Origin of the sequence: Thermococcus litoralis DSM 5473, assembly GCF_000246985.2 — an archaeon.
GTDB classification, from domain to species: domain Archaea; phylum Methanobacteriota_B; class Thermococci; order Thermococcales; family Thermococcaceae; genus Thermococcus_A; species Thermococcus_A litoralis.
Map to the genome: position 1 here is coordinate 806,624 of NC_022084.1, position 22,972 is coordinate 829,595.

Consider the following 22,972-nt stretch of genomic DNA (forward strand, 5'->3'; position numbering starts at 1 on the left):
TTTAACTTTTTCAATGCCCAAAGTTGGGTAGAAAGCCATAAAAGCATCTCCCCAAAAATAGAAACCGGTGATAAGATGATCATCTCAAAACCGTGCACAACCATGAAAGGGGTAATAGTTCAGCCCTATTCGTGGGATAAAGAGGTTACCGTTGATTTAAAAAAGACTGCAGAGTGTCTGAAAGGAAAGGGATATCAAGTGAAAAGCGTTATCCCCAAAATGATGGCGATAGCAGTAATAGACGGCTACGAAACGAGCATATATCCCAGTGGAAAAGTAATAGTAAAAGAACTCACAGACATCGAGATGGGGAAGGAAATAGCAAAAAAGATAATAGAATGTGCAGGGTTGTCAGAGCTTCTTGAAGATTAAGCGAGGGGCAATGCCCCCTTAATTCTTCTTATCAGGTCATCTTTCTTTTCTGAGTCCTCAAGGGCTATCTGGAGCACTTCATCAATTGTCTCAACAGGGATTATTTCGATCTTTTCAGCTTTGTCCGGGCTTAAGAAGACATCCTTCTCGTTTGCCTTTGGAATTATAACCTGCTTTATTCCCGCTTCAATTGCCGCCTCTATTTTTGGCGTAACCCCACCAACGGGCAAAACTTCTCCCCTAACACTTAGCGAACCGGTCATGGCAACGCTCTGCTTTACGGGAACTTCTTCAAGGGCTGAAATAACTGCCGTTGCAACGCTTATGCTTGCGCTGTCACCTTCAACACCCTCATAGGTTTGGAGGAACTGAACGTGGATGTCGTATCTGCTAATGTCCTCTCCCTTGTAACGCTTTATTATGGCTGAAACGTTTTGGACTGCTTCCTTCGCTATCTCTCCAAGCTTACCCGTTACAATTATCTTACCTTCCTCTTTGCTTGCCGCTGGAGCGACTACAGCTTCAATGGGCAACACAATACCGCTCTGCTCTCCTATCACTGCAAGGCCATTCACCCTTCCTATTTCCCCTCCCTCGCTCTTGATAACTTGATATTCCTTCTTTCTCTCTATGTACCAATCCGCCAACTGCTTTTCAAGGGGCTTGGCGAGCTGTAATGCCTTTAGTACGTGTTCTCTAGTAACGTACTTAGCACCTTCTCTAACAGCTATATCACCAGCGGCCCTTATTATACCTCCAAGGTCTCTAAGTCTCAAGGTAAGATGACCCTTTCTGCCTGCTCTCTTTTGGGCTTCTCTAACTATCTCTTCAACGGCATCCTTGGTAAAATGAGGAATCTTGCCGTCCTTCACGACCTCTTGGGCAACAAAACGTACGAGCTTTCTTCTGTTTTCAAGTGTATCGGGCATTGTGGTCCTCATATAAACTTCATAACCATACCCTCTTATTCTAGAACGCAAAGCAGGATGCATCTTATCAACTGTATCTAGGTTTCCTGCAGCAACCAGAATGAAATCACATGGCACTGGCTCTGTTCTCACCATGGCACCACTCGAAAGCTCGCTCTGTCCCGTTATCGGGAACTTCTTCTCCTGCATGGCAGTTAGCAAGCTCTGCTGCATTTTCAAACTAAGAGTAGCTATCTCGTCTATGAAGAGCACACCTTTATGTGCCCTGTGAATCATCCCAGGCTCAACTCTTTCGTGAGCTGGAGTGCCGAGACCACCAGAGTTCTTAACAAATAGACCATTGGCGAGTAGATTTCCTGTCTCTGTAGTTACGTTGTAAGTAACCTCTACTTCTTCCCAGCTTTCGATAAAGTGCCTTCTCTGTCCCCTCTTAATCTTTTCAAAACGCTCCTTAAGCTCTCCAAACCTTTCGGCAAGGCTTGATTCTGGAACCTCTGCTAGGTATTTCTCGACTTCTCTAAGGAACTTTTCTTTCTTTGCCGGGGAGAAGCTTATCGGAATGAACTCAAGGAAATTGAGTACATTGTCTACGGACTGGGACAATATAAGCCTCACCTTGTATTTACCTCTAGCTTCATCCACTCTGACTTTCGCTTTAATCCCAAAGAAGCTTAGGTACCACGCTATTTCCTCAAAGAATGGGAGCTTCTTTTCAAGCTCATCGGTAAGCTGGGCTATTTCAAGACTTCCATTGAATTTTATGCCGTCTTTGTAACGAGCAAACCTCGGTACACTACCATCGCCGCTATAGAAACCATCCATGAAGGCGAGGAAGATTGAGGGCTTAAGCTTGATCCACCACGGAAGCTCAAACTTGACTTTGGTCTTATTGCCAGCTGGTGCACCAAGTGCAACAAAGAACCTTATAATTTTCCTGTCCCATGTCCTAAAAAGAATGCTCCTCCCTCTGCTCTCGCGGTTCTCTTTAATCTCGTAATCGAAATCTCCAAAGAGCTCGCCAAGTGTTTTCACAAAAAGCTCAATGGCTTCCTTTTCGCTTGAAACAAAGCTCAGAGTATTGAGGTTTTTATCAATGCTTCCATCGCTAAAGAGAGCACCCAAAATCCTTGCTATCTTTTCGAGTCTGCTGTCTTCACTGTTTAATGGAAGTAAGTTGAGCTTTTCAAGCTCCTCTATCATTTTGAGTGAGTTTGGCTTTGCCCCCTGAGTCCACCAGCGAAGTGTACTCTCCTTGATACCAAGCTCCTTTGCAGCTTTCTTGTAACCATTGCCAGTTTTTTCGTGATACTCCTTCCAGCGGAGGTAGGCTTTGAGTTTTTCTTCCTCATTGTAGGTACGAGCTACATCAAACTTGTCGAGGACTGTAATGGGTATCCTTATTATTTCGTCATCCTTGGTTATCTCCCCAGCTTCTTTAAGACCTCTTGCCGTGTACACTTTGTGTTCAGATGTTAATGCAAGCCAGTAATCCTTTTCAAGGTTTACTATTTTTCTAAGCTTTTGCTTTCCTTCCCTTCTATTGACATAGAGGAGCTTTACAAATCCATCCTTTGTGAGTATTTTTACGTCCTCTCCCTGGAGATCCTTATAAACCACCCTAATCTTTCCATCCATTCCTTCTCCAGAGGGCTCTTTGAGGGCACTATCAACGAACTCCCTAAGTTTGAACACTCTTTTCTCTTTGCCTTTTTCAATTACAATGCTTTCTTCGCCGCTAAAACATTGGAACGGGTCATGTCTAACGTCTCCAAGCAGAGCTCCAGCATGAGCTCCGGTTGCGTCAACAAATGGGGCTTTTCTTCTTCCACAGTTATCAACTAGGAGCTTCGGCACCAAAGCTTGGTTCCTAAGCCTCATGTTTGATATAGCCATCAGTGAGACAATGAGCACGAAGACTCCAAAGAGCAAAGTTTGGGCTGAGCGGTCCATAAGAACTGCAAGCATGACTACAAAAAGCACAAAAAGCAACAGGTATGACTTTATGTTTTCTTGCTCCTTTGCCTTTTGTCTATAACGCTCTACTATTTGTCTGCCCTGGCATGCTGGTACGGTCTTTATTTTGGGCATATTTTCGTCTTCTGGGTTTGGAAAGACTAGAATATCCTCAAGATTTTCAGTTGGAAGAAGTTCCGCCATGGCCTGGCCTAACATGGATTTACCTGTACCTGGCTCACCTATCAACAGTACGTGTCTTTTTTGCTTTGCTGCAGTTTTTATCACTTCAACAGCATGATCTTGACCGATGACTTGATCTATCAACTTTTCAGGAACTTTAATTTCCTCAGTAGTTTGAAAATCCATCCCTAATTCAAGTTCTTCACCGTATGAGCGCTCTTTTCCAATGTTATTAATCTCCTCGCTCAAAATACCTCACCTCTCTCAAACTACGGTTGCTTGAGTGAGCTTATAAACTTTTTTTAAAGAAGATCGACAAGTTTAGAAAAGCTAAAATAATAGGAATCCAAAAAGATAAGGGGTGATGAAAATGAAAATTGAAGATCACATAGCTTTCACGGCAAACCACAAGAACTGGAAGGTCGGGGATAAGTTGCTAGCAATGGAAAAACACGAGATAGCCCACTTCCTTGCAAGTGTCTCAAACACTGTCACTCTGAAGATTCCCAAATATCTAACAGAGGTCATGAACGTTGCCGGAATAATGAGCCTAGCGGAGGAAATAGGAAAGAAAGAACTCTGGGAAGCCTTAAAAACCTTAAAATCTCCAGGGACATCAAGAAAACTTAATCCGATGATATTCGAAGAGGACAAAAAGCTCAAAAAACTCCTTCTGGATGTTGCAAAAGCGTTGCTAACAAGGGAAGCACTCTCAAAGAAGTTCTCCGTTAGTTATCCAGAAGACCCCATAACAGACCTGAGAACCACGCTCATATATCACGATGAACATGTAAACTTCACAGCCAAACATGGAAGCTGGATAGTCGTGAAAAGGCTTATAATAGACGATAAAACTCCAATGGCAGATGTTGCAAGGATCTTGGCAAGCATAAATGAAACAACTGTCGCAAAGATTCCCGTGTATGCCGAGATAGATTTGAAAGGAATAGAACAATGGTTTGGAGACATCAAAAAGGCTAAAAGCGAGAGGGAGATAAAAACACTCGTAGATAAGCTCCTCCACATCCCGATAGAGCATTATGCACCAAAAGAATTCGCAGAACATGCAAAAATCTATGCCCTAAGAACTGCCCTGCAGAAGATGGGGCTTTCAATTGACATCCCCTCAAAGTCCCTTGAAAAGTACCTCGAAAAGAGTTGAAAAAATAGGGGATGATGAGGCCGAGGACACCCGAGGGAAACGATGAGGACTCTTCGCTTCGCTGATTCTCTCTTCTTTTTCCGAAAAGTTTTTAATAACAATTGTATAATAAAATTTGGAGGTGATGGGAATGGTGAAGAGGAGTGTAATTTACACTGAAAATGCCCCAAAACCAATAGGGCCCTACAGCCAGGCAATTCTAGTCGAAAACCCCGACAAGATACTCTTCATCTCAGGACAGATCCCTATAGATCCAGAAACGGGAGAACTTGTTAAAGGCGACATAAAGGAGCAGGCGAGACAGGCAATAGAGAACTTAATAGCAATCCTAGAAGCTGCGGGAGCAACGGTAGATGATGTGGTAAAGGTCAACGTATACTTAGAGGACATAAAAGACTTCGAAGAGTTCAACAAGGTGTACGAAGAATACTTTGGGCATTCAAAGCCAGCCAGGGCAGTAGTAGAAGTAGGAAAACTGCCAAAGGGAGTCAAGGTAGAGATAGAAGCAATAGCCATCTTTGAGTGATTCGTTAGCTTTTTATCTTTCCATGTCCTAGTTTTTTTGATGCCTATGTACAAGGGGCTTACCATAATATTCGGTTTTCTCTTTATTGGAGAACTCCTGAGCGAAGTATTTAATCTCCCAATCCCTGGGAACGTTATCGGAATGATTCTGCTGACTTTTGCATTCTTATTTAACGTTATAAAGCTGGAAGACGTTGAAAAAGAGGCAGAGTTCTTCATAAGAAATATGAGTGTGATGTTCATCCCGCCGGGAGTTGGAGTTATCTCCTACTGGGGACTTATAAAAAGTCAAGCAGTTCCAATTTTTGGAGCTTTGATCGTAAGCTTTGCCCTAACATTGATTTTAACAGCCAAGTTCGTTGAACTTTTAAGAGGTGGGGAGAGATGAACGCCCTTGGAATTTTTTAACGATTGCAGTTTTTTACCTCTTTTCAAAGCTTTATGAAAAGAAAAGAGCCTTTTATTTAAATCCCGTTATGCTTTCCATAATTGCAATAGCATCGATTTTACACCTGACTGGGATTAGCTACGAAACCTATATGGAGAGCGCCAAGATTTTAAGCTTCTTTCTAGGCCCAGCGGTGGTGAGCTTGGCAATCCCTCTCTATAAGCAGAGAGAAATAATAAAGGAGTACTCAAAGCAGATATTTGCAGGAATAGTATTCGGTGGTACACTAGCAATCCTAAGCGCATTTTATGTTGCAAAACTTTTAGGAGGAAGTGAGAGCGTCCTTCTAAGCATCGCTCCCAAGAGCATTACAACGGCAATAGCTATTGGAGTTAGCGAGAAAATAGGAGGCATACCAGCATTAACAGCAGTTCTTGTCATACTAACAGGAATATTTGGGAACGCCATTGGAATCGAGATGCTAAACGCTTTCAAAATAAAGGATAGAGTAGCTAGGGGGCTTGCTATGGGAGTTACTTCCCATGGACTCGGAACTGCAAGAATAATACTGGACGATGAACTTTCAGGAGCAGTCAGCGGACTTGCAATGGCACTAAACGGCGTCCTCACTTCCTTAATCCTTCCCTATCTCCTCAAGCTCCTCCAGTAAATGCTCACTCACTTTGAGCCTATCTTGAGTATCTAAAAATAGAACAAAGTCCTTTTTTGCTATTCTATCCTCTATCGGAGCATTTTCAACAAGGAAGGCTATGATTTCCGCGGTTGTGTATGGGACTCTTATCCCGACCTCGTCGGCTTTCTCAAAAAGCTTGTCCGGAACCCTAAATATGTCCTCTCCTTTTTTGACCTCAATAGCAACTTTGGAGTTTATCTGTTCCCAAAGCAGAAGAGTATTTTTGGCTTTTTCAATTTTTTCCAATGCACGTTTTTCGAGAATGCTTATGTTTGCTCTGCTCGTGCCCAAAATTTCGGCTATTTCGCTTTGTTTTAACCCTTTAGCTCTCAAACGCAGTATTCTGATCTGCTGTTCTGTAAGGAAGGTCTTCATTTTAAACACCATAGTTTAACTTGATTTCAAAGGTTAAAAGATTTTTGATCACTTCCTTGCCAAAACAAGCTCTACCTTAAGGTCCTCTCCTTCAGCCTTCACATCGACCCAGAAATAGCTGTAATCCCCCAAATCCGCCAGAATTTCAGGGGTATCTTTTAAGTTAGAGTAAATATAGTCCACAAACTGCTCGTGGAACTCCGGAGTGTAATACATGGCAAAATTTGGAAAAGTCATTAGCCACCTTTTTCCAGAGGAATATCCGATAGGTTTTCCAGATTTAAGGTTTTCGTCTTTTTTTAGATCTGGAAACTCACTTTCTATTCTCTCCATGATCCCAAATGCCAGCCTGTTGGCATCAAAGTTCGTGAAAGTGTAGTCCTCTCCTAGGAAGTCCGATGGATAGAGAACCCCAATTTTCTCAACCTGTGCTCTATCGCCCCATAGAACCCGATAAAGAGTGGCATTTGAGATCGTCTTTCCTTCAACCTTCTTCCAGTGAAGGTAGTAACTCCCCAAGTCCATGACAGGAGGTTTCTGATCTAGAACGAAGAACTTTCCATTAATCTTTACTAAAGCGGCTGCATGGCCTGTTTCGCTGTTTTCGAAATTTATTTCAAGGGCGTAAGCTTCAGTGTAGTTCATTGCAAATAACAGGGCAAGCGTTAAAACTGTATAATCCGTACATATTCCCCTTCCAAGATTCACAGTTTCTGAAGGACTTTGGATCTTTGATCCTCGGCTTATCTCCACCTTCCCTGTTGGATAAGTGGTTATCTTTGCAGGTGGGAGGGCTGCTTTCTCAAAATCGTATTCTATCTTACTCTCCTCCCACTCGAGGATTTTCCACACATCCTCTCTTATGTCTCCCTCCTTTAGTTCATCTGCGATTGGAAGAAGGGCTTCTATTTCTTCTGGGGTTATTGTGCATTCTATGGCAGAGTCCAAGAAGTAATAATCAGCATCCTCACATGCCTCGGTAGGAGTATTATTGGCGGTAGGGGATACCCGGGGGTAAGAAATACACCCGCTAATCATGGAGAGGAAAACTAGAACTATCGCAATTATCTTTGAGCCCATGATGATAAATGACACCCTCCTCCTTATACACCTTCCGCTTGGAGAAAAATTGAATAGGAGAGAAAAAGAAGTTATTGAAGGGGAAGTCAATGGGAGAGTTGGAAAATAAAATCGCTGAGCTCCAGAAGAGAATAGAATTTATCGAAGAAAGGTTAGAAGCCTTGGATATTCTTGAGGAACGCATAAACTATATTGAACAGAACTTAAAAGAAATTCTGCAGGACGTGGAGCTTTTGAGAATCGAACTTCAGAAGATCAAGCAAAAACGTGCATAAAATTTTGGTGGTCCCGCGGCCCGGATTTGAACCGGGGACCTGCGGATCTACAGTCCGCCGCCACTCCCAGGCTAGGCTACCGCGGGACCCTACAGCCCAGCCCTCAATCACTACTCATCTTGAAGTGGTTTATAAATCTTTCTGTGATGCTCAGACAACCGAGTGCTAATCACCAATCATCCAGTGCCAGTTTCATCATTGCATAACTTTATAAACAGCATCTCTTAAAACCTTTCGAGGCGTATGATGGCTGAAGTTCTCAGCTCCGCATTGCTTATGATAATCATGATAGACCCGAGCGATAAAATACTTCTGGTTAGCCTACTTAGGGAAGATTTCCACATAGAGGACATAAAACAGCTCATAGTGAGAGCCAACCTGATAGGATTCCTTCTCCTAATTCTATTCGCCTTGGCAGGGAAGATAATACTCCAGGATATATTCCACATTGATCTAAATGCTTTAAGAGTTGCAGGAGGCTTTGTGCTTTTCAAAATAGGTCTTGAGGCATTAGAAGGCGGTGGAATGGTAACCCTCAAGAAAGAAAAGAACATCCTTGCCCTAGCGGCAGTTCCGGTTGCTACGCCGTTAATAGCAGGTCCAGCGGCAATCACAACTGCAATAACGCTAACAGCAGAGTACGGCATAGAAGTTTCTGCTTTGGCTATTGTAATAGCCATATTAACCACAGCTCTCATAATGCTAGTCACCCTATACGCGGTCGAAAATATAAGCAAAACAACGCTCGGTGTGTTTATCAGGATAATTGGTCTCTTTACAATGGCCATTGGAGCTCAAATGATGGTGGAAGGTATCGGAGGAATATTTCTAAAGCTCATGGCATCAACAACTTTTTAACTTCCTCTTTGTTTCAATTGGTAGGTGAGAGATATGAATAGAATCCAGCGCGTTAAAGGGACGAGAGACTTGCTTCCAGAGGATATGGCAAAAAGAAGGTACGTATTTGAGAGAATAAGGGAAGTTTTTGAAGCTTATGGGTTTAAAGAGATACTCACGCCAACTTTCGAGTACACAAAGCTCTTTGAATTAAGGAGTGGAGAAGAAGTTGTTGAGCAGTTATACGCCTTTGAAGACAAAGGTGGTAGGAATATTTCCCTCAGGCCGGATTTAACTTCAAGCGTTGCGAGGCTCTTCGTTAATTCTTTCCAAACTGCGCCAAAACCGATAAGATGGTACTACATAGCAAACATGTTCCGTTATGAGGAACCGCAGAGCGGAAGGTTGAGGGAGTTCTGGCAAGCTGGGGTCGAGCTCATTGGATCTCCGAACATAGAGGCGGATGCCGAGGTTATTGCTCTTCTCATAGAGAGCTATCTCAACACTGGCTTGAGGGAATTCACGGTTAACATAGGGGATAGAGTCCTTTTGGATGAATTTGCAAAGATGCTTGGCGTGAAAGATGATATTGGGCTTATGAGGCTGATAGATAAAAAGGACAAGATGAGCAGAGAGGACTTCATAAAGAGCCTAAAAGAGTTTGGGCTCAGTGAAACGGATATAGAAAAGGTCTTCACCCTGATAGAACTGAAGGGCAAGCCCGATGATGTTTTACCAAAGGCATATGAACTTTTTGAAAGTGAGATCGCAGTAGAAGAACTGAAGAAGATTGAAGAGCTCTTTGAACTGCTGAAAGCCTATGGTGTTGAGGATTATGCGTTGATAGACTTTGGGATAGCCAGGGGGTTTGACTACTACACCAGCATAGTCTTTGAGGCAATAGCCCCCAATGATCTTGGTATAGGATCGATAGGTGGTGGGGGAAGGTACGACAACTTAATTGAGGTTTTTGGAGGAAAGCCAACCCCAGCAACGGGTTTTGCAATCGGAATAGAGAGGTTAATACCAATCTTGGAGAGCAAAGGACTTTTACCAGAGTTTAAAGTCGGAAGCGATGTCTTTGTTGCGTACATAGGAAAGGAAATTGAGATAAAGAAAAAGGCTATAGAAGTAACCCAGATGCTGAGAAGGGCAAAGATAAGGGCAGAGTACGATATCCAGGGAAGAAAGCTCAGTAAGGCACTTGACTACGCCAACAGCATAGGGGCAAAAGTTGTGATAATCCTCGGAAAGAGAGATCTAGCCGAAGGAAAAGTTACAATAAGGGACATGGAAAGCGGAGAGCAGAGAACAGTCCCTATAGAGAATACCGTAGAAGAAGTGAAAAAGATGTTGTGATGAGCAAACCCGTCGCTGAAGGGTGATGAAAGGATCGACTAGCTGACCCTTTTCCTTACTTCAAATTTGTTTTTCTTCCTCTCAAGGCGCCATTTTTCTATTGCTCTAACAAAGGGACATTTTGCTTTCCATTGATTAAAGAGTTTCCTCAGCATTTCGACTCACCAACAAAAGTTTCTAAAAGGGGTTTAAAAGAGATTTTATGAAATAAATTCAAAAATCTTTTTCGAGTACTTCTTTCATCAGTTCGATCTCTTTTCTCAGCTCTTCAAGAACCTCTTTTCCCGTTTGAGTTATCTCGTAATACTTTCTTGCCCTTCCTCCGACTTCCATCCATTCCCCTCGTATAAGCTTATACTTCTCAAGGGTTTTGAGAATCCCGTAAAGAGTGCTCTCGCCCGGCACAAACTTTCCATCGCTTAGGTCTTCAAGGGCTTTTCTCAAGGCATAACCGTGGGTTTTCTCTTTTTTTAAGAGAGAAAGCACCAAATAAGCATATATTCCAGTTCTGATTTCCTTCCTGAATTTTTCTAATGCTTTTTTCTTTGGATCACCAAACAATCCTATCTTCCTCCCTCTCCTCCTTCACTTTTGGCAAACCATAGCGGAGCAGGAAAAGCGAAACTGCTAAGAGGAGCCCATAAGTTATAACCAAAACTACTGTGGAGGGGCGGAATTGATAATATGCAGCAAAGGTGTCTATTATGCCGTGAGCAATGCTCAAACTCAGTAGGGCCTTCTTCCCAAAGCCGTTCTTGTATGCGTAAGCCAAAACCACAGTTGTCCCGGCATGGAAAAGGGTAGCCAAGTAGCGTTCAAGCATGGAAGCAAGAGCTGTTGTAAGCTTCGGGGTAACTCCCCCTACTGTAGCGAGCTGGATAGCCTGTAAAGCGGGAACTAATATTGCCTCACCAAGTCCGAAGCCAATGCCGATGAAAAGGGCTTCATTAAGATACTTCCCCTTCGAAAGCCCATATTTCAAACTCTCCTGGAAAAATCCAGCAACAAATCCAAGCCATATTGAGGCAAAAACCACAAAGACAGTCCCTTTAGCAACTACTTCTGAGTTCGACCTTATGCCCACTGCCAAAAATGGAGCATTCTGTATCAGAGGTTGAATGGCAAGGGTTATTCCAACCAGTATGATGCCTAAAATTATCTCAGCAACACCTATCCTCCTAAACCCCAATAGATAGAATGTAGATAAAGCCAAAAAGCCTCCCAGAACTGGGAAGAATAATGCAACCCCCAAAGGAATACCGGCTTCTCTTGAGTTTACCGCATCAATCCATATGCCGGAAAGCAGGTATTCGCCATTTACCTCCCTAAAGACCAGCCTCAGAGTAACATTTGCCTTCTCAAATTCAAAGTTATAGTAGCCGAGAATAAAGCCCGAAGTTTTGCCTTCTTTAACAAAGCTGTAGCTCCTAAGCTCCCCGTATTTTGAGATCATGTCATCTCTAAATGCCATAAACTTTTCCTCATTAAAAGCGACTTTCATTGCATCATCGAGGTAAGGCTGCAAAATAGAGTAGTCACCACTTCTTAATGCTTCAAAAGTTGCCTCTGCGGCTTTATCATAAGGTCTCTCGGCTGAGATAAGAGAAGTGCCAACAATCAGGAATACCAAGAGTACCATTATTTTTTTCATTTTCATCACCATACCTCGAAGTTCGAGGTATTGTTAGAGCTAAATCTTTAAAAGAATTTCGTTTTTGAATGGAATGGTGACCACATGTACGAACTTCACGAGCGAGAAGTTTTGGAAAAGCTGAGAGAATTGGACACAAAGAGAGTTTTAATCCAAACTCCAGAAGGCCTCAAGAGAGAGGCACAGTTTTTAGCAGAGTTTCTTGAAGAAAATGGAATAGAGAGCTTAATAAGTGGAGATATAAATTATGGGGCCTGTGATCCAGCCGATAGAGAGGCAAAGATGCTCGGATGTGATGCACTAATTCATCTCGGGCATTCATACATGGTGCTTAATCTCGAAGTCCCAACAATATTCATTCCCGCTTTTGCAAAAGTAGATGTAATCAAGGCATTGTCCAAAAACATGTCCGAGATAAGAAAGCTCGGAAAAAGAATAGCCTTGGTTACAACAGTTCAGCACATAAAGGACTTAAACAAAGCAAAGGAATTCCTTGAAAATGAGGGATTTGAGGTAAGAATCGGCAGAGGGGATGGAAGGGTCTCCTTCCCCGGTCAGGTTTTGGGATGTAACTTCTCCGCGGCAAAAGTGGAGGCTGATGGCATTCTTTTTATTGGGGCTGGCTACTTTCACCCCATTGGTGTTGCTTTAGCCACAAAAAAACCAACTCTAGCAATAAACCCATACAGCGGCGATGCGATATGGATGGATAAAGAGGCAGAGAGGTGGATAAGAAAACGCTGGGCGCAGATAGCTAAAGCCTATGATGCAGAGAAGTTTGGAGTAATAACAAGCACCAAGAAAGGTCAACTGAGACTTGGGGAAGCCAGAAGAGTTGTAAAACTTCTAAAAGAGCATGGAAAAAAGGCCCAGCTGATAGTTATGAACCACATAAACTACCAAGCTTTGGAAGGATTTGACTTTGACGCCTACGTAGTTGTGGCATGTCCTAGAGTGCCTATAGACGATGTCGAAAATTGGAGAAAGCCCGTGCTTACGCCGAGAGAGCTTGAGATTCTGCTCGGACTGAGAGAAGATTACGAGTTCGATGAAATCATAGGAGGCAAAAGAGAGCGGGATGAACCTATGGGTGTAAACCTCAAGCTTCCAAAGTCTTTATAAGTCCCATTCCCAATTTTCTCTCATGCAACTTGTGGATATCATCATCTATACCATCTTTGTAGTTCTTTACTACCTCTTCCTGAAAACGGCATTAGAGGTTTTTACATACAAAGAGCTGAAAAGCTATTCGATCTTGGCAATATCCATTGTGGGAGTTGGAGTTTCCCTGGGAATAGATCTTTTTCTCGGGGTTTTAGTGCTTTTTACAGTTTTAAAGTTGCTGAGGCTAAACTTGAAGGAAGCACTCCTTGTAACGTTCGCGGCAGAGTTTGGGTTCCTTCTAGGGGTAGTTGTGGTAATGTTTATATTAACCACAGCTGGGACGATTTTTGGGATAAAAGGCCTCGAGTTCAACATGACGTGGGAGGAACTCTTTCACTATATTGCAAGCTCATAGGTGGTAGAATGAAGAAAAAGCACCTTGCAATTATCCTGTCAAATTTGAGAGGTTTTGAAGAGCCCAAACCCGAGCTTGAACAGTATAGAACTCCCGGCAACGTTGCTGCGGAGCTTTTGTGGTTAGCCCACTCCCTTGGCGAGATTGAAGGGAAGGTTATTGCAGATTTAGGAGCCGGAACTGGAGTACTAAGCATTGGAGCAAGCTTGATGGGAGCAAAAAAGGTTTATGCAGTTGAAAAAGATAAAAAAGCCCTGAAGATAGCAGTGGAGAATGCGAGAGCACTAAATATCAATAACATAGAGTTTGTTGAAGCATCGGTAGAAGACTTCAACGTTAAAGTTGATACCGTGATAATGAACCCTCCTTTCGGTAGCCAAAATCCAAAAGCGGACAGACCTTTTCTCCTAAAGGCCTTTGAAATCAGTGATGTGGTTTACTCCATTCATCTTGCCAAAGAAGAGGTTAGGAGATTTATTGAAGCTTTTGTTAAAGACAACGGCTTCAAAATTACCCACCGCTTAACCCTCACTTTTGAAATTCCAGCCCAGTTTTTCTTTCATCGAAAAAGGCTTGAGAGGATTTTGGTAGATATATATAGGTTTGAGAGGGATTAACATGGGAAAGCTAAAGCTAAGTGACAGACAGCTCTATGCCTTGGTAGAGGCTCTTAAGCTCGGAGAAGAAGTAAAGCCCAGCCAACAGGCAAAAAGAAAGGCCTTTGCAAAGTACAAAATAGAAGGCTGGGAAAACTCAAAGCTCACCGGTATTTTCTACTCTATCCAGAGGCGCCTCGGCTTGATAGACGAGATCATTGAAGAACTCGTAGGTGTTTCTCCTCTCATCCTTGATCCCTGGCTAAGGGCCACTTTAAGGGTAGCCATTGAGATTGCAGTTTTCAGAAACCCAAATGAGAAAACCATCCAGCATCTCAAAGGCTTGGCTAAGTTCCTCTCGAAAAGAACTCACCCATACGTGGGCTATTACTACTACGAACTTTTCCCAAAGGTCATCAACTATATACCAAAGCTCGACACGGAGGAAAAAAGACTCAAGTGGGAGTATCTCTTCCCGGAGTGGTTCATAGCGAGGATGAAAGCGTTGCTTGGAGAGGAAGCTGAAGAACTCCTAAAGGCGCTAAACGAAACTCTTCCGACGAGCATAAGGGCGAACCTCATCAAAACGAGCGTTGGAGATGTAGAAAACCACCTAAGGAAGAAAGGCGTCCGCTTCGAGAGGAGCAATAGAGTCGAGACCGTAATCAGAATCCTCGACCCCTTCAATCCCGAATGGCTCTTCAATAAGGGTTATGCCATAGCGCAGGAGGAAGCTTCCGCTGTTGCCTCCCTCATTCTTTCTCCAAAGCCAGGAGAGACCGTCGTTGATTTAGCGGCAGCTCCTGGAGGAAAGACGAGCCACATGGCAGAGCTGATGGAAAACAAAGGTAAAATCTATGCTTTCGATGTTGATAAAACTAGAATAAAGCGCATGAAGGAAGTCCTGAGGAGGACGGGGGTTGAGATTGCAGAGGTTATCAAAGCCGACGGGAGAAAAGCTCCCGAGCTGCTCGGCGAGGAAATTGCCGATAAAGTAATGCTTGATGCCCCGTGCACCAGCGATGGGACAATAGCGAAAAACCCCGAGCTCAGGTGGCGCCTCCGGGAGAAGAACATCCCCAAGGTGGTAACCCTTCAGAAGGAGCTCATAGAGAGTGCTTGGAAGCTTTTAAAACCTGGGGGAAGGCTCCTTTACTCCACCTGCTCCATGCTACCAGAGGAAAACGAGGAAGTGATTAAGTGGTTCCTTGAGAGACACTCGGATGCTAAATTAATTCCTCTAAACGGCCCCTATGACCCAGGGTTTTTGGAGGGAACGATGAGGGCCTGGCCCCATAGGCACAAGACCATTGGTTTCTTCTACGCACTGATAGAAAAGAAAAGGAGTTAAGAGCTCTCTCCTTTTGAGTTCTCCTCTATCTTCACCCTCAGTTCCTCTGCGAACCAGTTTACCCTCTGCGGGAACGGTATCTCTATTCCGGCTTCGTCGAGGGCCTTTTTAACTTTCTGGACTATCTCTATCCTAACGTCGAACCATTTCTCGCTCGGTGCCCATGCCCTTACCGCTATATTGACGCTGTTGTCTCCAAGGTTGTCAACGAAGATCATCGGTTCTGGCTCCGCCAAAACATAGGGCATCTCGTCAAGGGTCTTCTTTATGACGTCTATCGCTTTCTGAGCATCTTCCTTGTAGGCTATGCCAACCACTATGTCAACTCTCCTCGCTGGATACTTCTGGAGGTTCTTTATCTCGCTGTTGAAGAGCTTCTCGTTTGGAATCCTCACGAGGAGACCATCCCACGTTCTTATTCTGGTGGAGAGTATCCTTATGTCGTGGACAACGCCCGAATAGCCCGCAACCTCAACGGGATCACCTATCTTGAGGGGCTTGTCAAAGTACATGAATATGCCAGAGATGAAGTTGGCCACAACGGTTTGAGAGGCAAAACCGAGAACGATACCCGTTATCCCAGCCGCTGCTAGGAGAGTGGTCAGCCTACCAGTGAAACCAGCAATATTGAGGGCGAGGAAGAAAGCAAGGGTGATTATAATATAATAGAAGAGCTTCGCCTTGACCTGAACCTCCGGGAGCTTCTGCTTTGAAGAACGGATTATCATGTAATCCTTTGACTTCTTGGCAAGGAGGTAAGAGAAGTAAAAGACCAGAAACGCAGTGAGAAGATTGCTTATGCTGGTCCCTGCAATCTCAAGGGATAGTACCCCAAGAGCATCAAAAGTGTAAACGAGAGCTATAACCACTATTAAATTGTGAAGCGTTGATGCTGTGTCCTCGTTGATTATCCACACGTATTTGGTGCTCCTTGAGAGGTTCAGGAGGTACCTTTTGAGGGCCTTTGCTAGTATAAGGCCTGTTACAAGAATTAGAGCTGCTTTTACAACCGCACCTAGAGTTAGGGTGAGGAAGAGTTTCTGCCCAAGAGCTCCATGCTCCCAGAAGGAAGTTGAATTTGTTATGTTCATTCTCACCACCTCATAAGGAAGTTTGGCAATGATAAGCCTTCTCCAACGGCGCTCAAACCTTCTTTGGGCGGTTTTCCTGTGTTGTTTACTTCGGGATTGTGGTTTTTGATTGTAACGACTAGGAGGGGATAGTAGGCCTTTGTGCTCTCGTAGTACATGGAAGTCCCTCTTATTGGGATCACGACCCTCTCAAGGGATTTCCACTCGGGTGATGGGTTGGAAACTATGAGCTTTGCCATCCCTATTGACTCCGGCTCCTCCGTGTAAAAGGAACTGACGTGATAGCGGCAGATTACACCCGCCTCCAACGTGCCGTAGAGGGCGTACTTCTCTTTTCCAACTATGAAGTGATCTATGGTTAAATCGCCAACTTTGACATCTATTTCCACGGGAGCCTCAACAAATCCTGTTATAGAATCTCTCGGAGGTATCACAAGGGGCTCCTTGAACTTCACCATAAGAAGTCTCACACCATAACCTAGGGCTGGAGAAGGGAGAACCTTAAGCTTCTCTCCGCTGTTTTTGATGAGCTTTTCTACATTCTCCCGCCTGTACCTGATTATGCCTCCTTTCTCTTCAAGAAGGTGAATCTTTTTGTCAGCAATCCTTATGAACTGGGTCTTCAGCTCGTGCTCTCCAAACATATGAGAAAATAGGGAAGAGAAGATATAAACTTTGCTTTATTCGAATTTCCTCAAGGGTTTTACTTTCCAATGTTCAAAAGCTAAAACCCTAATAGTTTCGGATTTTTTAAAATCTCAACGAAGTATGAGTACTTCAATCCTCTCTTTTCGGCTATCATTTGGGGTAAATCCACTACAAAGGGAACTTTTTCGACTATACCTATATCTGAACTGGCCACAACCTCGAAAGCTTTCAAATCATAGTCTGGAACCTTAGATAACTTGACTTTTCCAGAGACACCATATTTATTTAAAAGCTCTCTGGTGAGCTCGGCAACCTTACCGCTTTTACTCACAGGTGCATCATACAAAAACCAAACTTCCTTTAAGTCCAAAGTTTTTAGGAAATCCATTAGAAGACTCAACGTTTGCAAAGTTCTTGAGCTTATTTTATACCCTCCCTGAAGTTTGAGATCCCTCAAAAGTCCATCCTCGCATAAAATGGCTTTTCCCTCAAGAAGGGACTCAAGGGTTATCAACACGTTGAAGCCATCAATCCCAAGGATTTTTCCCTTCAAGTGTCCCGGCTGGAGAAGCTTGGCTTTTCTTTCTTCAATTTCCCTATCCGAAAAGACGCATCTGAATAAAAAGTGTCTCTCTTTTTGGGAAAGCCGGTAGTGGTTGGCAACAAACTCAAGGGCATACTTCTTTCTGTAACCCCTGTTCAGGAGGTATTTCAAATCCTCATAAGCTAAAAGGAGAGAAGACATCAAACCACCTTTTCCAAGGTCTCTTCTCCTGCGTGTATCCTAATTTTAACTTTCCCGCTCAAGAGGGAGCTCTTAACTTTCTTTGTGAGTATCTCGTCAACCTGAAAAATTCCGGCAAGGTGCTTCATCCACACCTCCACAAGGATAGGGGTGTCTTCGTCGCCTTCTTTTATTTCAACTTTGTCAATGGCTAGGGCCGAAACGGCATGGATGTCAACCTTATCTTTTTTATATGCAAGTCTGCTTCTCCCTTCTTCCATATCACAGCCATCAGCTATCGTTACGCAACTTCCTTCAATAGTAGTGCATGAAACAGCCTCATCGTGAGTGTAAATAGCGTTTAAGGTCAACGCCTTCAAAAGCAGCCAATCTTTTTTCTCAAACTTTTTGGCAAGCTCATCTATTATGGGCCCGGCAAGAAGAACGCTGAACTGGTAGTGGTTGTCCCTGTGAATCATATTCCCGATATCATGGAAAAGAGCTCCAAAAGAAACAATAAATTTGCTCCAATCAAAGGGCTTTCCCAGCTTTTCAGCTGTTGTTTCAATTCCAAATTTTTTAAGGATTTTCAGAACTTCAAGGGCCCGCCTTGTGGTCAGGAGAACGTGTATCGCACCGTGGTCGTTGAACTGATAAACGTTAAGAACTATGTAGTTCGTTGTGTCGAAATAGTACTTATACTTCTGGTAAGTGTCCTCGTAGAGGGCGTAAAGTTCATCATTTTCCAAAAGCTCTTTTATTTCACTCAAAAGTTGCTCTTCAGTATACATTTTTTCACCTCCCGATATAGAAGGGACTTGTTGAATTTAAAGGTTTTTAAAAAAGGTTTGCTCTGGAGCCCTGGATTTGGTAGCCCCGCGGGGATTCGAACCCCGGTCGCGGGATCCANAGTCCCGCATGCTTGGCCGCTACACCACGGGGCTGCGCCCGATGTTAAATTAAGCAGGGTATTTATAAATCTTACCCACTTAATAACTTTTCAGAACCATTTTATTGCCATTTATATGTAAATTTTTTATAGAAATGTTTTTATTTTTGCCATTTAAGTGTACATAGGTGATAAAGTGAAAGTCGTATGTCCTTACTGCGGTTTTGGATGCAAGCTCATCATCGATCCTCAGACACTAACAGTTAGGCCCTACAAGGGAGAACCAAATAAAGGAAGAATATGCCCCAAAGGTCTCTACGCTATGGAATTCGCCCTCTCAAAGGATAGGATCAAAAAGCCTCTGAAACGAGAAAAAAATACCTTAAAGCCTATAACTTGGGGGCAAGCGATCGATGAAATCTCTCATAAACTCCTTGAGATAAGAGAGTTTTATGGCCCCGATGCTGTTGCTTTTATAGCTTCCTCAAAGACTAGCAACGAAGAAAACTATCTTCTACAAAAGATAGCGAGGCTCTTTGGAACCAATAACATAGACAACTGTGCCAGGCTTTGCCATGAAGCCAGTGTTCATGCACTTAAAATGACACTCGGAACAGGAGCCCAAACAAACCCATATGAAGACTTGGAAAAATTTGGGGTCATAATTATCTGGGGTTACAATCCTGCAGAGACACATCCAGTCGTTGTAGACTACATAAGAAAGGCAAAAGAGAGAGGTACAAAGATACTTGTCATCGATGTTCGTGAGACCCTCACAATGCGTTTTGCGGATTACAAACTTATAATAAAGCCTGGAACCGATGTAGTCCTTGCCAATTCCATTATGCACGTTATAATTAAAGAAGAGCTTTACAACGAAGATTTCATCAAAAAAAGAACAACAGGATTTTCAGAAATTAGAATGGCCACTATGAAATACACCCCCGAATACGCAGAAAGAGTTACTGGAATTGCTGCCTCCCTTATACGAGAAGTTGCAAGAGAATTTGCCCTAGCAGGCAGTGGAGCAATTATGTGGGGGATGGGGGTAACACAACATGTCTCTGGGGTCGAAAACGTTCTAGCAATAGTAGACCTTGCCCTCCTCTTAGGCTACATAGGTGAGAGAGGGGGATTATATCCAATGCGAGGGCAGAACAACGTTCAAGGAGCGGCATATATGGGGGCTCTTAGCGAGTTCTTGCCCGGTTATATTCCACTCGATGATGAAAAGTTCAGAAAAAGGGTTGCTTCTCTTTGGGGCGTCAACGACCTTCCAACAGAAAGAGGGTTATACCTTACGGAACTCTGGGATGCAATTGAACGGGGAGATTTAATGGCTCTTTACATTGTTGGAGAGAACCCAGCCGTTAGTGAAGCCAACTTCGCTCGGGTTAGGAAGGCCCTTAAAAAGCTAGACTTATTAGTTGTGCAGGATTTGTTCATGACACAAACAGCCCGTTATGCTCATTATCTCCTCCCTGCCTCGAGTTTCTGTGAAAAGGAAGGCTCGTATATGAACAGTGAACGTAGAATTCAATGGAGTGAAAAAGTCATGGAACCCTTGGGAGATTCCAAACCAGATTGGGAGATATTCACAATGCTTGGAAAAGCTTTGGACTTGCCTGGGTTCAACTATTCCTCTGTAGAGGAAATAACAGAAGAATATTTTCGTTTGTTTCCTGAACTTGAGGAAAGAGATATAAAAGAACTTAAAGAGAGCGATGGAATATTCCTCCCAAAGAAAAGACTTCACACATGGGAATTCGCAATGCCCAATGGGAAAGCCCGATTCGTTGCTGTGGAACGGATTTTTCCATGGGAGAATACCAACAACGATTATCCCTTTGCTCTAACAACAATTAGGCTCATAAATAACTACAACACTGGGGAGATGGCACTGAGAAGTCCTTCCCTGGTCAAACTTATGGGAGAACCAAAAGCCGTGATAAGCGAGAATGACGCAAGAAGACTGAGAATAAAGGCAGGTGATTTAATAGAAATTGCAACAAGACGTGGGAAAATTAGAATAAAGGCCGAAATTGGAAAAATTAGGGAAGGAGTTATAGCAATTCCCTTTCACTTTAAAGCAAATAAACTCACCAACAGTGCTCTTAACAAAGCAGGAACACCGGAACTTAAATTTTCAGCTGCAAGAATAAGAAAACTTAAAACCGAAAGGCCCACTCAGGATAATTACCCGTAAGGCATGCTAGGCAGAGATCTCTTTTTCCTACAGCTTTTTTTAGACCCTCAACAGTAAGATAAGACAAACTATCCGCTCCAATTACTTTTCTAACCTTCTCTATGCCCCCAAAAGCTGCTATCAACTCATGTCTGGTCGGAATGTCTATTCCCATATAGCAAGGATGTTTTATAGGGGGAGAGGCTATTCTTACATGCACTTCTCTTGCACCGGCATTCCGTAACATCGCTACTATCCTTTTCATTGTAGTGCCCCTCACTATGGAATCATCTACAATAACAACACGCTTTCCATCAATAATATCCCTAACAGGAGAAAGTTTGAGCTTTACTTTTAACTCCCTGTAGAATTGGCCAGGCATTATAAAGGTCCTCCCAATATAACGGTTTTTTATCAAGCCTTCAGCATATGGAATCCCGCTCACCTGGGAAAAGCCTAATGCAGCTGCTCTTCCCGAATCTGGCACTGGAATGACAACGTCAGCACTTGCAGGACTCTCACGTGCAAGTTCCTGCCCCATCTTAACCCTTGCTTTATAAACACTCACTCCATCAAGAACACTATCTGGCCTCGCAAAGTAGATGTACTCAAAAACACAATGATAATGGCTCTCATTAACTAAAACTTTACTCTCAACATCTTCAGAAATCAAAAACACCTCCCCAGGCTTTATATCCCTAATTTCATCTACAAAAAGCCTCAACGCAGAATCTTCGGAAGCAAAATAGTGACCATCCCCTATGCCATAGCTGAGGGGTCTAAAGCCGAGGGGGTCTCTAGCAACCAATATTTTGCCATTAAAAAGAAAAGCCACAGAATAAGCCCCTTTAACCTCATTAAAAACCGCTTTCATGGCTTCGAATTCGTCACCAGTTTCCTTCAGGTGCCAGAGAAAAGATATTCCTAAAAGCTCCGAATCAACAGAATGCCTGAACTTTACTCCCCTCTTTTCATATTCCCCCTTCAAGGGTATGAAATTCGTGAGAGTCCCATTGTGTGCCACAGCGATTTCTTTTCCACAACAAAAAGTTTGTAAGGGTTGAGTCTCATTAAGAGAACCTGATGTTGAGTAGCGAACATGAGCTATGGCCATGTTTGACCTAAGCCTTGCAAGCTCACTGCCCCGAAAAACCTCTGAAACCAATCCTCTACCAGATAGGGTTCTTATTTTATGTTTCCATACGCTTATTCCCGCACTCTCTTGCCCCCTATGCTGAAGAGCCATGAGAGCATAATACGCTTTTCTAGAAGCGTTCTCTGCCTTGGTTGCAAAGATTCCGCATTTTTCTCTCATAGCCTTCCCCGTGAATCCTTGACTTTTAAATGTTAATTAATCGCAAATATTCCAATGTAACTTACCACTCTTAACTTAAAAACTTTGCCCATATATTAACATAAAAATGACAAAATAAAACTTAAATATTCTAAAATTTTACATAAATATGGTGATGCAAATGGAAGTTTATGAAGGGAAAGCGAAGAAAATGATGCCTATGGATGATGGAAAAATAATAATGGAGTTCAAGGACGATGCTACAGCTTTTAATGGAGAAAAAAAGGCACAATTCAAGGGCAAAGGATGGCTTAACGCTCAAATAAGTGCTCTCCTTTTCAAGATCTTGGAAGAGAAGGGCATAAAAACTCATTTCATAGGTGTTGCTGGCGACAACAGGCTTATCGTAGAAAAACTTCAAATGTTTCCCGTCGAAGTTGTTGTTAGGAATGTAGTTGCTGGGAGTTTGAAAAAGAGAATCCCCCTAGAAGAGGGCTCTGAACTTCCAGAGCCTATAATAGAACTTTACTACAAAAACGATGACCTTGGAGATCCAATGATAAACTATTATCATGCAAAAATTCTCGGTATAGATGAAAAAGAGATTAAAGAGATGGAAAAGATAGCACTCAAAGTTAACGAGATTTTACAAGAATATTTCAAAGAAAGAGGAATTTTATTGGTAGATTTTAAGCTCGAATTTGGTAAAAACGAGAAAGGCGAGATAATCCTTGCAGACGAGATAAGTCCAGATACCTGCCGCTTCTGGGATGCAAAGACAAAAGAAAGTTTAGACAAAGATGTGTTCCGTTTTAACAAGGGAGATTTAATATCGGCGTATGAGAAGATTTACAGACGCATAACTGGCACTTTCTGAGCTTTCCTACTACTT

The 22,972-nt window shown here is 43.0% G+C and carries 24 protein-coding genes and 2 tRNA genes; 14 read left to right on the forward strand and 12 right to left on the reverse strand.

All coding sequences use genetic code 11. The features are described from left to right. Positions 1-75 precede the first annotated feature (75 nt). Positions 76-372: a hypothetical protein gene (locus tag OCC_RS04410; RefSeq protein WP_004067677.1), complete on the forward strand. Its 297-nt coding sequence runs from the start codon at positions 76-78 to the stop codon at positions 370-372. On the opposite strand, the gene lonB is transcribed toward OCC_RS04410, so the two are convergent. Continuing rightward, the gene (gene lonB, locus OCC_RS04415; RefSeq protein ID WP_048874680.1) at positions 369-3,623 is read right to left on the reverse strand and encodes an ATP-dependent protease LonB; all 3,255 of its coding nucleotides are present in this window, start codon (positions 3,621-3,623) and stop codon (positions 369-371) included. The two genes, OCC_RS04410 and lonB, sit on opposite strands and share 4 nt — an antisense overlap. Positions 3,624-3,807: 184 nt before the next feature. Here lonB and OCC_RS04420 point away from each other — a divergent pair, with 184 nt between their 5' ends. From OCC_RS04420 to OCC_RS04435, 4 genes are all read left to right on the forward strand, one after another. Further along, positions 3,808-4,599, forward strand: coding sequence for a DUF2666 family protein (locus OCC_RS04420; RefSeq protein ID WP_004067673.1), 792 nt, complete (start codon positions 3,808-3,810; stop codon positions 4,597-4,599). Positions 4,600-4,729: 130 nt separating this feature from the next. Further along, entirely contained in the window at positions 4,730-5,125 is a 396-nt protein-coding gene (locus OCC_RS04425) for a RidA family protein (protein ID WP_004067670.1), read from the forward strand. Positions 5,126-5,170: 45 nt separating this feature from the next. Beyond that, entirely contained in the window at positions 5,171-5,512 is a 342-nt protein-coding gene (locus tag OCC_RS04430; RefSeq protein WP_004067668.1) for a CidA/LrgA family protein, read from the forward strand. Then, on the forward strand, positions 5,499-6,182 hold the full coding sequence (locus OCC_RS04435) for a CidB/LrgB family autolysis modulator (protein ID WP_004067666.1): 684 nt from the start codon (positions 5,499-5,501) through the stop codon (positions 6,180-6,182). The genes OCC_RS04430 and OCC_RS04435 overlap by 14 nt, the downstream gene beginning before the upstream one ends. Here the strand turns inward: OCC_RS04435 and OCC_RS04440 are convergent. Together OCC_RS04440 and OCC_RS04445 are read right to left on the reverse strand one after the other, a co-directional pair. Then, positions 6,147-6,581 (reverse strand): Tfx family DNA-binding protein, encoded by a 435-nt coding sequence (locus tag OCC_RS04440; RefSeq protein WP_004067664.1) that lies wholly within the window; start codon positions 6,579-6,581, stop codon positions 6,147-6,149. The genes OCC_RS04435 and OCC_RS04440 overlap by 36 nt on opposite strands. A gap of 48 nt (positions 6,582-6,629) precedes the next feature. Then, the gene (locus tag OCC_RS04445) at positions 6,630-7,661 is read right to left on the reverse strand and encodes a transglutaminase-like domain-containing protein (RefSeq protein WP_020953656.1); all 1,032 of its coding nucleotides are present in this window, start codon (positions 7,659-7,661) and stop codon (positions 6,630-6,632) included. Positions 7,662-7,750: 89 nt separating this feature from the next. On the opposite strand from OCC_RS04445, the gene OCC_RS04450 reads away from it, so the two are divergent. Continuing rightward, on the forward strand, positions 7,751-7,936 hold the full coding sequence (locus OCC_RS04450; protein ID WP_004067661.1) for a hypothetical protein: 186 nt from the start codon (positions 7,751-7,753) through the stop codon (positions 7,934-7,936). Between the two features lie 8 nt (positions 7,937-7,944). Here the strand turns inward: OCC_RS04450 and OCC_RS04455 are convergent. After that, positions 7,945-8,022, reverse strand: a tRNA-Tyr gene (locus OCC_RS04455). A gap of 157 nt (positions 8,023-8,179) precedes the next feature. On the opposite strand from OCC_RS04455, the gene OCC_RS04460 reads away from it, so the two are divergent. Together OCC_RS04460 and hisS are read left to right on the forward strand one after the other, a co-directional pair. After that, positions 8,180-8,794, forward strand: a complete 615-nt coding sequence (locus OCC_RS04460) for a MarC family protein (protein WP_048874619.1) — start codon at positions 8,180-8,182, stop codon at positions 8,792-8,794. Positions 8,795-8,827: 33 nt separating this feature from the next. Beyond that, a complete protein-coding gene (gene hisS, locus OCC_RS04465) occupies positions 8,828-10,132 on the forward strand; it encodes a histidine--tRNA ligase (RefSeq protein WP_004067657.1) in 1,305 nt (434 codons plus the stop codon). A gap of 213 nt (positions 10,133-10,345) precedes the next feature. On the opposite strand, the gene OCC_RS04470 is transcribed toward hisS, so the two are convergent. Both OCC_RS04470 and OCC_RS04475 read right to left on the reverse strand, forming a co-directional pair. Then, positions 10,346-10,693: a PadR family transcriptional regulator gene (locus tag OCC_RS04470; protein WP_004067652.1), complete on the reverse strand. Its 348-nt coding sequence runs from the start codon at positions 10,691-10,693 to the stop codon at positions 10,346-10,348. Further along, a complete protein-coding gene (locus tag OCC_RS04475) occupies positions 10,683-11,783 on the reverse strand; it encodes a DUF3887 domain-containing protein (protein ID WP_004067651.1) in 1,101 nt (366 codons plus the stop codon). Before OCC_RS04475 ends, OCC_RS04470 begins: the two co-directional genes overlap by 11 nt. Positions 11,784-11,867: 84 nt before the next feature. Here OCC_RS04475 and dph2 point away from each other — a divergent pair, with 84 nt between their 5' ends. The 4 genes from dph2 to OCC_RS04495 are packed head-to-tail and all read left to right on the forward strand — an operon-like array spanning position 11,868 to position 15,249. Beyond that, entirely contained in the window at positions 11,868-12,905 is a 1,038-nt protein-coding gene (dph2, locus tag OCC_RS04480; RefSeq protein WP_004067650.1) for a diphthamide biosynthesis enzyme Dph2, read from the forward strand. A 22-nt stretch (positions 12,906-12,927) separates the two neighbouring features. Further along, positions 12,928-13,302, forward strand: coding sequence for a hypothetical protein (locus OCC_RS04485; RefSeq protein ID WP_004067649.1), 375 nt, complete (start codon positions 12,928-12,930; stop codon positions 13,300-13,302). A gap of 8 nt (positions 13,303-13,310) precedes the next feature. After that, a complete protein-coding gene (locus OCC_RS04490) occupies positions 13,311-13,919 on the forward strand; it encodes an METTL5 family protein (RefSeq protein WP_004067648.1) in 609 nt (202 codons plus the stop codon). A 1-nt stretch (position 13,920) separates the two neighbouring features. Next, positions 13,921-15,249 (forward strand): RsmB/NOP family class I SAM-dependent RNA methyltransferase, encoded by a 1,329-nt coding sequence (locus OCC_RS04495; RefSeq protein WP_004067647.1) that lies wholly within the window; start codon positions 13,921-13,923, stop codon positions 15,247-15,249. On the opposite strand, the gene OCC_RS04500 is transcribed toward OCC_RS04495, so the two are convergent. The 5 genes from OCC_RS04500 to OCC_RS04520 all read right to left on the reverse strand — a co-directional run bounded on the left by OCC_RS04500 (position 15,246) and on the right by OCC_RS04520 (position 18,656). Continuing rightward, on the reverse strand, positions 15,246-16,340 hold the full coding sequence (locus tag OCC_RS04500; RefSeq protein WP_004067646.1) for a mechanosensitive ion channel family protein: 1,095 nt from the start codon (positions 16,338-16,340) through the stop codon (positions 15,246-15,248). The two genes, OCC_RS04495 and OCC_RS04500, sit on opposite strands and share 4 nt — an antisense overlap. A 2-nt stretch (positions 16,341-16,342) precedes the next feature. Continuing rightward, entirely contained in the window at positions 16,343-16,984 is a 642-nt protein-coding gene (locus tag OCC_RS04505; protein WP_004067645.1) for a DUF432 domain-containing protein, read from the reverse strand. 80 nt (positions 16,985-17,064) lie between these two features. Continuing rightward, positions 17,065-17,733: a DUF434 domain-containing protein gene (locus OCC_RS04510; protein WP_004067644.1), complete on the reverse strand. Its 669-nt coding sequence runs from the start codon at positions 17,731-17,733 to the stop codon at positions 17,065-17,067. After that, a complete protein-coding gene (locus OCC_RS04515) occupies positions 17,733-18,503 on the reverse strand; it encodes an HD domain-containing protein (RefSeq protein ID WP_004067641.1) in 771 nt (256 codons plus the stop codon). The genes OCC_RS04510 and OCC_RS04515 overlap by 1 nt, the downstream gene beginning before the upstream one ends. Before the next feature lie 77 nt (positions 18,504-18,580). Next, a tRNA-OTHER gene (locus OCC_RS04520) sits at positions 18,581-18,656 on the reverse strand. Between the two features lie 123 nt (positions 18,657-18,779). Between OCC_RS04520 and fdhF the strand changes: the two genes are divergently transcribed. Beyond that, positions 18,780-20,807, forward strand: a complete 2,028-nt coding sequence (fdhF, locus tag OCC_RS04525) for a formate dehydrogenase subunit alpha (protein ID WP_048874620.1) — start codon at positions 18,780-18,782, stop codon at positions 20,805-20,807. On the opposite strand, the gene purF is transcribed toward fdhF, so the two are convergent. Beyond that, positions 20,770-22,101: an amidophosphoribosyltransferase gene (gene purF / locus OCC_RS04530; RefSeq protein WP_004067637.1), complete on the reverse strand. Its 1,332-nt coding sequence runs from the start codon at positions 22,099-22,101 to the stop codon at positions 20,770-20,772. The genes fdhF and purF overlap by 38 nt on opposite strands. 160 nt (positions 22,102-22,261) lie before the next feature. Here purF and purC point away from each other — a divergent pair, with 160 nt between their 5' ends. After that, a complete protein-coding gene (gene purC / locus OCC_RS04535; protein ID WP_004067635.1) occupies positions 22,262-22,957 on the forward strand; it encodes a phosphoribosylaminoimidazolesuccinocarboxamide synthase in 696 nt (231 codons plus the stop codon). The last annotated feature ends 15 nt before the right edge of the window (positions 22,958-22,972 follow it).

Bases quoted from the DNA above. Each gene is read 5' to 3' on its own strand.
- OCC_RS04515 (WP_004067641.1), bottom strand. From the start codon at position 18,503: ATGTATACTGAAGAGCAACTTTTGAGTGAAATAAAAGAGCTTTTGGAA.
- OCC_RS04495 (WP_004067647.1), top strand. From the start codon at position 13,921: ATGGGAAAGCTAAAGCTAAGTGACAGACAGCTCTATGCCTTGGTAGAG.
- OCC_RS04510 (WP_004067644.1), bottom strand. From the start codon at position 17,733: ATGTCTTCTCTCCTTTTAGCTTATGAGGATTTGAAATACCTCCTGAAC.
- OCC_RS04445 (WP_020953656.1), bottom strand. From the start codon at position 7,661: ATGGGCTCAAAGATAATTGCGATAGTTCTAGTTTTCCTCTCCATGATT.
- OCC_RS04485 (WP_004067649.1), top strand. From the start codon at position 12,928: ATGCAACTTGTGGATATCATCATCTATACCATCTTTGTAGTTCTTTAC.
- purC (WP_004067635.1), top strand. From the start codon at position 22,262: ATGGAAGTTTATGAAGGGAAAGCGAAGAAAATGATGCCTATGGATGAT.
- OCC_RS04420 (WP_004067673.1), top strand. From the start codon at position 3,808: ATGAAAATTGAAGATCACATAGCTTTCACGGCAAACCACAAGAACTGG.
- OCC_RS04410 (WP_004067677.1), top strand. From the start codon at position 76: ATGATCATCTCAAAACCGTGCACAACCATGAAAGGGGTAATAGTTCAG.
- OCC_RS04505 (WP_004067645.1), bottom strand. From the start codon at position 16,984: ATGTTTGGAGAGCACGAGCTGAAGACCCAGTTCATAAGGATTGCTGAC.
- OCC_RS04440 (WP_004067664.1), bottom strand. From the start codon at position 6,581: ATGAAGACCTTCCTTACAGAACAGCAGATCAGAATACTGCGTTTGAGA.
- OCC_RS04475 (WP_004067651.1), bottom strand. From the start codon at position 11,783: ATGAAAAAAATAATGGTACTCTTGGTATTCCTGATTGTTGGCACTTCT.
- purF (WP_004067637.1), bottom strand. From the start codon at position 22,101: ATGAGAGAAAAATGCGGAATCTTTGCAACCAAGGCAGAGAACGCTTCT.
- dph2 (WP_004067650.1), top strand. From the start codon at position 11,868: ATGTACGAACTTCACGAGCGAGAAGTTTTGGAAAAGCTGAGAGAATTG.
- hisS (WP_004067657.1), top strand. From the start codon at position 8,828: ATGAATAGAATCCAGCGCGTTAAAGGGACGAGAGACTTGCTTCCAGAG.
- OCC_RS04500 (WP_004067646.1), bottom strand. From the start codon at position 16,340: ATGAACATAACAAATTCAACTTCCTTCTGGGAGCATGGAGCTCTTGGG.
- OCC_RS04450 (WP_004067661.1), top strand. From the start codon at position 7,751: ATGGGAGAGTTGGAAAATAAAATCGCTGAGCTCCAGAAGAGAATAGAA.
- lonB (WP_048874680.1), bottom strand. From the start codon at position 3,623: ATGGATTTTCAAACTACTGAGGAAATTAAAGTTCCTGAAAAGTTGATA.
- OCC_RS04490 (WP_004067648.1), top strand. From the start codon at position 13,311: ATGAAGAAAAAGCACCTTGCAATTATCCTGTCAAATTTGAGAGGTTTT.
- OCC_RS04460 (WP_048874619.1), top strand. From the start codon at position 8,180: ATGATGGCTGAAGTTCTCAGCTCCGCATTGCTTATGATAATCATGATA.
- OCC_RS04425 (WP_004067670.1), top strand. From the start codon at position 4,730: ATGGTGAAGAGGAGTGTAATTTACACTGAAAATGCCCCAAAACCAATA.
- OCC_RS04430 (WP_004067668.1), top strand. From the start codon at position 5,171: ATGTACAAGGGGCTTACCATAATATTCGGTTTTCTCTTTATTGGAGAA.